Source organism: Brachyspira pulli (genome assembly GCF_036997785.1).
Classification (GTDB): domain Bacteria; phylum Spirochaetota; class Brachyspiria; order Brachyspirales; family Brachyspiraceae; genus Brachyspira; species Brachyspira pulli.
Genome location: NZ_JAWLQI010000042.1, coordinates 20,404 through 29,190, shown reverse-complemented (window position 1 = coordinate 29,190; position 8,787 = coordinate 20,404). Strand labels below are relative to the sequence as shown.

The 8,787-nt window shown below is 31.1% G+C and carries 6 protein-coding genes; 1 reads left to right on the top strand and 5 read right to left on the bottom strand.

Annotated features, from left to right (window positions below; translation table 11 throughout):
- Nucleotides 1-777: 777 nt before the first annotated feature.
- The gene (locus tag R4K56_RS09965; protein WP_335773053.1) at nucleotides 778-2,397 is read left to right on the top strand and encodes a gamma-glutamyltransferase family protein; all 1,620 of its coding nucleotides are present in this window, start codon (nucleotides 778-780) and stop codon (nucleotides 2,395-2,397) included.
- Nucleotides 2,398-2,485: 88 nt separating this feature from the next.
- Here R4K56_RS09965 and R4K56_RS09960 read toward each other — a convergent pair whose 3' ends face one another.
- The 5 genes from R4K56_RS09960 to R4K56_RS09940 all read right to left on the bottom strand — a co-directional run bounded on the left by R4K56_RS09960 (nucleotide 2,486) and on the right by R4K56_RS09940 (nucleotide 8,639).
- Nucleotides 2,486-2,923, bottom strand: coding sequence for an RbsD/FucU family protein (locus R4K56_RS09960; protein ID WP_335757624.1), 438 nt, complete (start codon nucleotides 2,921-2,923; stop codon nucleotides 2,486-2,488).
- Nucleotides 2,924-3,008: 85 nt separating this feature from the next.
- A complete protein-coding gene (locus R4K56_RS09955; RefSeq protein WP_335770517.1) occupies nucleotides 3,009-4,790 on the bottom strand; it encodes an L-fucose isomerase in 1,782 nt (593 codons plus the stop codon).
- Between the two features lie 33 nt (nucleotides 4,791-4,823).
- A complete protein-coding gene (locus R4K56_RS09950) occupies nucleotides 4,824-5,846 on the bottom strand; it encodes an ABC transporter substrate-binding protein (RefSeq protein ID WP_335757626.1) in 1,023 nt (340 codons plus the stop codon).
- A 34-nt stretch (nucleotides 5,847-5,880) separates the two neighbouring features.
- Nucleotides 5,881-7,098: an ABC transporter permease gene (locus tag R4K56_RS09945; RefSeq protein WP_335773052.1), complete on the bottom strand. Its 1,218-nt coding sequence runs from the start codon at nucleotides 7,096-7,098 to the stop codon at nucleotides 5,881-5,883.
- A 44-nt stretch (nucleotides 7,099-7,142) separates the two neighbouring features.
- Nucleotides 7,143-8,639 carry a sugar ABC transporter ATP-binding protein gene (locus R4K56_RS09940; RefSeq protein ID WP_335757627.1) on the bottom strand — a complete coding sequence of 499 codons (1,497 nt, stop codon included), beginning with the start codon at nucleotides 8,637-8,639 and terminating at the stop codon, nucleotides 7,143-7,145.
- Nucleotides 8,640-8,787 lie beyond the last annotated feature (148 nt).

Sequence of the window (8,787 nt, the reverse complement as noted above, 5' to 3'; positions counted from 1 at the left end):
AGTATATACTAAAAATTTTTAAGTTTGTCAATTTTTTTATTGTTCTTTTTCCCGCCGCAAAAAGAACCAAAAAGTGCAAGTATAACATTAGTACTAAATCATACTAAAATAGTATTACATGTAAGATTAAGCTAAAATGTAGCCCTTCGCGAAGCGTATCCGAGTTTATCGAGGATATAGCTTCTTTGTGGCAATACTTACAGTACTTCCTTCGGTCGCAAAAGAAGTGGGGTGCTGCACGCTGTGTACTTCGTAAGGGCAAAGCCCTGCAGATATTTAAAATTTAAAAAAATTATTTTTGACAAAATATAATTGTTTAGGTATATACTAAAAATTTTTAAGTTTGTCAATTTTTTTATTGTTCTTTTTCCCACCGCAAAAAGAACCAAAAAGTGCAAGTATAACATTAGTACTAAATCATACTAAAATAGTATTACATGTAAGATAGATTATTAATTTAAGCTAAAATGTAGCCCTTTTGCTTCTTTGTGGCAATACTTACAGTACTTCCTTCGGTCGCAAAAGAAGTGGGGTCTGTGGCAAAGCCCCAGATATAAAAACAAAAATATAAATTTATTTTTGACAAAATATAGTTGTTTAGGTATATACAAAAAGTTAATAATTAAATTCTTATTCATTATTAATATTTATAAAATATCTCATACTAAAATAATTTTTTAAGTTTTAATCAAACATTATTAAAAAATATTTTGACAAAATCTAATCCTTTCATTATACTTAACTAAGTAAATAAAAATAAAAGTATTGGATTTTATTATGGATTTTTATGATAATACTTACCCATCTAAAAGAAATGTAGTTTTTGGAAAAAATATAGTTTCTACAAGCAATATACTAGCTTCTCAGGCTGGACTTGAAATATTAAAGAAAGGCGGAAACGCTATTGATGCGGCAATTGCAACAGCAGCTGCACTTACAGTTGTTGAGCCTACTTCAAACGGTTTGGGAGGCGATGCTTTTTCTATAATTAATTTTGAAAATAATTTGTATGCTATCAATGGAAGCGGATTCTCTCCAAAGAATTTAGATGTTGATAAAATATTGTCGCTTAATCTTGATCAAATGCCTACTTACGGACTTTTGCCTGTAACAGTTGGAGGAATACCAGCAACTTGGGCAACTCTTGTAAAAAAGTTCGGTAAATTAAAACTTATAGATGTGCTTGAACCTGCTATTAGATATGCTAATGAAGGTTATGCTGTTCAGCCTCAAGTCGCTCTTGATTGGAAAGAATCTTATTATGTATATTTAAAAGAATCTGATAAATTAAAAAAAGAAGAGTTTAGATATTGGTTTGATACCTTTACTTTTAATGGAAGAACTCCTGAACTTGGTGAAATAGTTAAACTTCCATATCATGCCAAAACTTTAGAAGATATAGGAAACACAAATGCAGAATGTATTTATAGGGGAGAGTATGCTGAAAAGATAGATGCATTTATGAAAAAGTATGGAGGATATTTATCTAAAGAAGATTTAAATGAATATTATCCAGAATTTGTTACTCCTATAACAACCAATTACAGAGGATACGATATTTATGAAATTCCGCCTAATGGACATGGCATTACAGTATTAATGGCTTTAAATATTCTATCTAATTTTGATTTAAAAGATTTGACACCGCTAGAAAGTACTCATTATAAAATAGAGGCATTGAAATTGGCATTCATAGACACAAAAAAATATGTTGCTGATATTTATCACATGAAAACTTCTATTGAAGAAATGCTTTCAAAAGAATATGCTATTAAAAGAGCTTCATTAATAAGAATAAATAAAGCATTAGAACCTATAAATCATATATTCTCATCAGGCGATACAGTATATCTGGCAACTGCAGATAGTTACGGTAATATGGTTTCTTATATACAAAGTAATTACTGTGCATTCGGTTCTGGTATAGTAATTCCAGAAACAGGAATAGCATTACAAAATAGAGGAGCTAATTTTTCACTAGATCCTAATTCAGATAATTTTATAGCCCCTCACAAAAAGCCTTATCATACAATAATACCGGCATTTATATGTAAGGACTCAAAACCTTATGCAGCTTTAGGTGTGATGGGAGCTTTCATGCAGCCTCAGGGACATTTACAAGTTATGAGTAATTTAATAGACCATAATTTGAATCCTCAAGCGGCATTAGATAAACCTAGATGGCAATGGGTAGGGGAGAAGAATATTGAATTAGAATACAATTTCGATGATATGTTATTTTCAGAACTTTCATCATTAGGACATAATGTTACTAAAAAGTCTCATATTACAAATTTTGGATATTTTGGACGCGGTCAAGTTATAATGAAAAATGATAATAATGTTTACTTTGCAGGCTGCGATGGAAGGACTGATTCTTCAATTTCTGCTTATTGATTTTTATATTGTTTAATAAATTGATTAAAAAAGACAAGCCTTTAACTTTACTTAAAGGCTTGTTTAAAAAATTTATATTTTGGGGTAATTACTTTTTGTCTGGGAAAATTACACCTTTTTTAAGTATAATATTTGCATATATTTCTAATTCGCTTGTAGCAACAATAGCATAAACATTTTTACATCTGTCATAATATGCAAATCTTTCCAAATATTCATAATTTACTTTTTGATGTTTTCCAATGATGTCTTTATATTTAGCCCATACATCAGGTTCTCTGCCAAAATCAGCATTAGGCTGCATTAATACAACAGGGCTTTCTACAAAAGTATCCAAAGGAAATAAAGGCATAATTGCTTTTAAAACTGTAGGTATATCTATACCATCAAGTCTTATTATTTTTTTTACATTATAATCATGAGCAGGGAAATTTCCGTCAGCGAATAATATTTCACTTCCATGTCCCATCTCACATAAAATTTTTAATAGTTCTGGAGAAACAACAGGGTCTATTCCTTTTAACATATTAAATCCTTATAGCTATAATTTTAATAAAAATCCCATTTAATATTTACATATTAAATGGGACTATAAATATGTATTAATTAAATTATTTAGAAACTTTTCCGAACAATGGTCCAAAATGTTTACAAGCTCTGAAATCAGCACCTTCTAAATCTTTTGTACCGAATGCTTTCCAAGCTTTAGGTCTAAATATTCTATCTTCACTAACGTTATGCATGCTTACAGGTATACGTAACATAGAAGCTAAAGTAATTAAATCAGCACCTATATGACCATAAGCAGCAGCACAGTGGTTAGCACCCCAATCATTCATTACAGAATAAACATCTTTGAAAGAATCTTTACCTGTAAGTATAGGAGCAAACCAAGTAGTAGGCCAAGTAGAGTCAGTTCTTTTGTTAATAGGATCAAATATACTTTCATCGATATTAACAGCATAACCTTCAGCTATTTGAAGTACTGGGCCATAACCTTTAACTAAGTTAAGTCTGATTATAGTCATTGGCATTTCACCTTTAGTTAAGAAAGTAGATGAGAATCCGCCTCCTCTAAAGTATTCTCTGCTTGCAGGAGAGAAATGAGTTGCATCAAGACATTTTTTAGCTTCTTCTTCAGTGATGTTCCAGAATTCTTTTAAAGCAGGATTTCCATCAACTTTTTGTTCGCCAGTCCAGTCTAAAGAAGCAGCACCGGAATTGATTAAGTGTATGATACCATCTTTAGCTTTTCCAGTAAGTTCTTTACCAGTAACTCTTTTTACAGCCTCAGGGCTCCAATAAGTTCTAACGTCAGCAAATAATTGAGATCTGCTTGTTAATAAGTGAGCAAATAACATAGAAAGACCATTCAAAGAGTCATTTTCAGTAGCAACTACATAAGGTTCTCTTATACCGTTCCAGTCGAAAGATGAGTTAAGAATAGCTTCAGCAAAGTCGCCATTAGGCATAAAGTCAGTCCAATGTCTTTGACCTTGGAAACCGCCAACTATAGCGTTATGACCTTGTGCTTCTTCTATATATCCCATTTCAGCTAACTTAGGGTTTCCTACCATTAAGTCACGCATAATCATAGCCATTTTTATAGAAGTAGCCCATTCTTTTTCTTTTTCTTCTGGAGTAGCTTGTACTTTATTTTTATCAACTCCGAATTTACATTGTTTAGCCCATTCCCAAGCTTTTTGGAATTCTTCTTTATCATAGATTTCTAGTTCTAATCTTCTTTTGATTTCACTCATATCTACAAATTCAGTTCTCATTCCTAAATAGTCAAGTAAGAATTCAGCGTCTACCATAGATCCCATAATACCCATAGCAACGTATCCCATACTTATATAAGATTGATCTTTCATAGTAGCAACAGCAAGACCAGCTCTTACGAATCTAAGTATTTTTTCTTTTACGTCATCAGGAATATTTTCATCGCCTGCATCTTGAACATCTTTACCATAGATAGAGAATACAGGTAAACCTAATTGAGTATGACCAGCATCAGCAGCAGCCAAATAAACTGCACCAGGTCTTTCAGTACCATTGAAACCCCAAATTGCTTTAGGTATAGCAGGAGTCATATCAATAGTTTCTGAACCGTAGCACCAACAAGGTGTAACAGTAAGAGTTAATTTAACATTATTTTCATCAAATTTTTTCTGACATCTAGCAGCTTCAGCAACACCGCCGATTGTAGTATCAGCTATTACACATTCAACTTTTTCTCCGCTAGGATGTTTAATATTATCTTCTATGAGTTTTGCAGCTATTTTAGCCATATTCATAGTAGTGTCTTCGAGAGATTCTCTAACACCATTTCTTCTACCATCTATAACAGGTCTAATACCTACTTTTGGTAAATTATTTTGCATTCTAAACATAATAATTTAAATCCTCCGTTTTGAATAATAAAATTATTCGTATAATAATTTAGCTATTTCTGGATCGTCAATATTTGTTTTATCATACCATTTAGCACCAGTGTCAACGTTAGCTACAGGTTCGCCTTTAGAAGCTTTATAAGCTAAAGTTACAGCTTGGAAACCAATGCTATAAGGGTCTTGAGTAACAGAACCTTGTATTATTCCGCTTCTTATAGCGTCTAATTGAGGTTTACCAGAGTCAAATCCCATAGCTACTAAATCGCCGCCGTCTTGAGCATCGCCGATTATAGTGTTAGCAGCACCTGGTTCAGCACTTTTGTATACTACTAAGAAACCTCTAGCCATAGCTTCATTAGATAAGTATATACCTAAGCAGCTTTTTCCTCTTAAAGCGTTAACTTCGTTAGCTATGTCAGCTTCATTTTGAGTAGTAGGAACTATAACTTGTAAAGTATATTTTCCAGCAGTAGTAGCATCACCATCAGCTAATTCAGTGAATCTTTTTACGAAACCTTCAGCTCTTCCTATACCAGTATCAGAGTTATCTAATTGAAGTACAGCAATTTTAGCTTTATTAGCAGAAGAGAAAGCAGCTATTCTAGTTTTTAAAGCTTCAAACATTTTGTCAGCAACTATAGCAGCAGCAGCTCTGTTATCTGTAGAAGCAGTTGCAAGTACAGCACCTTGAGCTTGATCAGGTAATATACCAGAGTCAAAACCGATTAAAGGAATATTTTTTTCTTTTATTCTTTTAATTTGTTCAGTGAAGTCTCCTGTTACAGCAGCAAATGCTATAGCATCAGGTGATTTGTTGATTTCACTATCTAATAAGTCTTGTTGTATTTTTGAGTCAGATTCTGTTTCTGGGCCAACAAAACTGATTTTTACACCGTTTTGTTTAGCAGCAGCTTCTGCACCATCTCTAACAGTTACCCAGAACTTGTGCTGGAATCCTTTAGAAACAACAGCTATGTATGGTTCCTTGTTTCCGCAGCTTGCTAACATAACTGTTAAGCCAATTAAAGTAGTAGCTAGTAATAAAATTCTTTTCATTTTATTCTCCTTTTTTATTTTGTTTGTTTTTATTTTACTTTATTTTTTTCTTTTCTTCTATTAAATTATTAATTTTTGACTGTACTTCAGATATTTCTTTAGAATAATCTTTAGTATTATCTGATATCATATAGTCTATTTTGATTCTGAATGCTTCTATTTCTTCCTCTAACTGTTCTAGTCTTTCTTTTTTAACATCTACTTTTTTAACTTTGTTAGACATTTTTATTCTGTATACGTCTATAAGTACTGCTATAATAACTACTATACCTATAGTAAAGTATTGGAAGAATTGTTCAACACCTACAGAAGGAAGACCTACTTTTAGTACAGACATTATGTATACACCTATTATTGTACCTATTATAGAACCAACACCACCTGAAAGAGAAGTACCGCCTATAACTACACCTGCTATAGCATCAAATTCATAACCTTGACCTGCTCCAGGGCTTATGCTTGAATAACTAGCAGCAAATGCTAAACCGCCTAAACCGCAGAAAAATCCAGCTATAGTATAGGCTATTATTTTCCATTTATTAGTTTTTATACCAGAAAGTCTTGCTGCTTCTTCGTTACTTCCTAAAGCAAATATATATCTTCCTATTATAGTTTTAGTTAATACTATTACAGATATTATAGTAAATATTGCTAGCATTATAAAACCAGATGGGAAATTAGATTCTGTAGCATTAAATAATACTCTGAACCAACCATATTGAGGGTCTGTTATAGTAGGGTAGTATATAGTTTGAGATTTTGAAACTATACCAGATAAACCTTTAGTAACCATAAGCATACCTAATGTAGCAATGAATGGAGGCAAATTGAAATATGAAATTAAGAATCCATTAATAAATCCGCCTAAAGTTGCTACAGCTATTACTATAATAATAATAGCCCACATTGGAACTTGGAACTTAGTTATTAAAACACCACCAACCATTGCGGCAAACAGAGATAGAGAACCAATGGACAAATCTATACCGCCTGTTATAATAACAAATGTTACACCTATAGCTAAAAAACCAATAAAATATGAGTTTCTTAATATCAATGAAAATGTATCAAATGTGAAGAAGTTTCTTCCTGCTATAACAAAAAATACATATAATATAAGAAGTGCTACTACAGTAAGAAATTTTTGAAGACCATTCTTCTTTATATATATTAAAGAATTTCTAATATTTCTTCTCATTTTTGCTTTGAAGCATAACTTGCCAGTAAAAGTATTAGTTTCAATATCGTACATATATAAACTCCATAATATTTATTATTTTTTTATAGTTAATGATATTATCTCATAGTGGCATATTTCATAATATCATCTTGTGTAGTTCCTTTTATATCTAGTTCTCCAGTTTTTTTACCTTCTGACATAACTAGAATTCTGTCGCTCATTCTTAATATTTCTACTAAGTCTGAAGAAATCATTATTATAGATTTTCCCATAGATACTAATTGTTCCATAAGGTTATAAATCTCACTTCTAGCACCTACGTCTATTCCTCTTGTAGGCTCATCAAATATTAACACTTTACATTCTTTTATTAACCAATTTGCTATTACAACTTTCTGCTGATTTCCGCCTGATAGGTTTTTTACTAATTGGTTTATAGAAGGTGTTTTTATATTTAAAGATTCTACTTCTTTTTCTGCTGTATCTTTAACTTTAGCATTTTGTACCATAAGCATATTTGAAAATTTATCATAATTACCCATCATCATATTTTCAAATACAGGTAAACCTAATGCCAATCCGTATCTTTTTCTATCTTCAGAAAGATATCCGATTCCGCTTTTTATAGCATCAACAGGAGATTTAATTGATACTTCCTCTCCATCAACAAATATTTTTCCGCTTTCAAATTTATCTGCACCAAAAATAGCTCTAGCAGTTTCTGTTCTTCCTGCTCCCATAAGTCCTGCAAATCCTAAAATCTCTCCATGCTTTAAAGAGAAACTTACATCTTTTACTACTCCAGGTACAACTAAATTTTCTACTCTTAGAATTTCTTTAGCATCTTTTGCTACTTTACTTTCTGTTTTAGGTGTTTCATATATAACACGTCCAACCATTAGATTAACTATTTCATCTTTATTAGTTTCTTTTGTTATTTTTGTGTCTATATATTCACCGTCTCTTATAACTGTTATTCTGTCTGATAATATGAATAATTCATCTAATCTATGAGAAATATATACTATTGATACGCCTGCTATTTGTAAATCTTTAATTATTCTAAATAGCTCTTTTGTTTCTGATTCTGTTAAAGCTGCTGTAGGTTCATCAAGTATTAATATTTTTGAATTGTGAGTTAATGCTTTTGCTATTTCAACCAATTGCTGTTTACCAACTGTTAAAGAACCTATTTTTGCAGCTGGATTTATATCAACATTCATTCCTTGGAATATTTTTTCTGCTCTCTTAATCATTAACTTATCATCTATCAAACCTAATTTATTTAAAGGTTCATGACCTATAAAGATATTTTGAGCAACAGTCAAATGATTCATTAAGTTTAATTCTTGATGTACTATTGATATGCCATTTTCTTCAGCTTCTTTAGGGCCGGATACTTCCAAAGGCTTTCCAAAATATTCTATGGTTCCAGCATCTTTTTTGTATATTCCAGATAAAATCTTCATAAGTGTAGATTTACCGGCACCATTTTCTCCTATTAAAGCTAATATTTCACCTTGGATTAAAGAGAAATTAAAGTTTTTTAAAGCATAAACACCTTTAAATCTCTTTTCTATTCCATTCATTTTTAGAATTACTTTATCACTCATAGAATAATTTATCCTTAAGTTTTAATTTTTTTCACATACTATATTTTAGTAAAAAAAAAGAGCATAATCAATATTATATTGTTTTTTTTTGTAAAAAAATTCGTTTTGTTTGAAATTGTTTTAAAAAAAATAAATTTGTTTAAAAAAA